The organism is Streptomyces sp. NPDC043870 (assembly GCF_056435785.1).
This window is the reverse complement of the sequence record NZ_JBWKDT010000138.1, coordinates 1-1,536: the sequence shown is the minus strand read 5'-3', so window position 1 is coordinate 1,536 and position 1,536 is coordinate 1. Positions and strand designations below refer to the sequence as shown.

Genomic DNA, 1,536 nt, shown 5'->3' with positions numbered 1-1,536 from the left:
CGGTGGCGGCGGCGAGAAGGAGCAGCGGGGCGATGAGCACACCCGCGTAGAAGTGGATGCGCAGCACGAGCGGGCGCAGCGCGCTCCATGTGGAGCGGGACTCGGCCGCGGGTGGTGCGTCGGGACTTTCGGTTCCCCGTACGGGGTCGTCAATGGCCATGATGGTCCCCGGAATCGGCAAGTCGACGGGGTGTTTCACCGGCGAGACTGTCAGCAGGCTTCGTCATCCAGCAGCACGAGCAGGCATACGAGAACAAGCCGTCTCCTGGCGTCCTCGCGTCATCGAGAACACTCCAAATCTGCGGATCGATAACCTCGTGCTTGGCCGGACAGTCCTGGACTTCAAGATCTCTTTAGCGTTATGGAAGTCGTTCAGGTCCAGTCCGAGAGCATCGCAGATGAGTCGTATGTCAGCGGCGGTGACATCTCGCCCTCGCGTCACTGCGATGAGCGCCCGGGCGCGTTCTTGGGCCCCCACCTCTTTTCCCACCAGGAGTCCCGTGTCGTCGGCCAACGATGGCTGGATTCCCTGCACGTAGGGATCTGCACGTTTTTCCACATCTGCTCCTGTCGTGTGCCGGCTGACCCACGGCGCGGGAATGGCGAGATGACCGTATTGAGCACCTCGTACAGGTGGCAAGCCGCTGTTGCGCAGAACGCAACGCGAGGTGGGGCTGTGCGCCGCGCTGGGCATCCGACAGTCCATGGGCGCGGTGGGCACGAGTGCGGACAACGCTCTGGCCCGAGTCTTTCAACGCGGCCGTCAAACGCGAGACGCTCCAGGGAACCCACTGCTTTGACAGCGTCCACGCCTGCCGCCTGGCGGTCTTCCGCTGGACCACCCGCTACAACACCCACCGACGGCACTCGGCGAACGGACACCAGGCGCCGATCGCCTACGAACAGCAGTCAGCTACGCCACCTTGGCATCCGGCAGGGCGCGAACGTCCGCTTCGCCGGACCAGCCGCGTCCTGGCTGACCTCGCCGACGGCCACGCCGACCGCACCTGGGACCGCGCACCAGGTGGGCTGGAGCGTGCAGGGAGGTCTGGCCGGCCGTGGAAAAACGGTGCGGGACCAGGACGCCTGGTTATGCTTCGAGGACGAGTCGGGGCAGAGCCTGAGGCCGCCCAACGCCCGTACCTGGTCCTGCCGCGGCCACACCCCGTTGATCAAGATCACCGGCAAGGGCTCCGGACGCGTCTCGCTCGCTGGCCTGACCTGTTGCAGGCCCGGAGAGCGCACCCGGCTCATCTACCGAATCATGGTCCACACCGGCCGCAAGGCCGAGAAGAAAGGACTTTCGCGAGGGCGACCTCGCCACGCTCTTGGACGCCGCGCACCGGCAGCTCGGCGAAAGATCGTCCTCGTCTGGGACAACGCCACGCAGCACAAGAACGCGCGATGCGTGACCTGCTCGCCGCCCGCCGTACACCCCGGACGTCAACTTGACCCGGTCCTGAAGGACCGGGCTTGGAGGTAGCGCCCGGCTGGCTGCTGGGTGGGCTCCTCCGTCCAGACACCCCTATGGGGTGG

General features: G+C 66.3%; 1 pseudogene. It reads left to right on the top strand.

Going from position 1 to position 1,536, the window contains the following annotated elements:
• Window positions 1-674: 674 nt before the first annotated feature.
• A pseudogene (locus AC0699_RS39700) lies at window positions 675-918 on the top strand (integrase core domain-containing protein); the annotation flags it as partial.
• Between the last annotated feature and the right edge of the window lie 618 nt (window positions 919-1,536).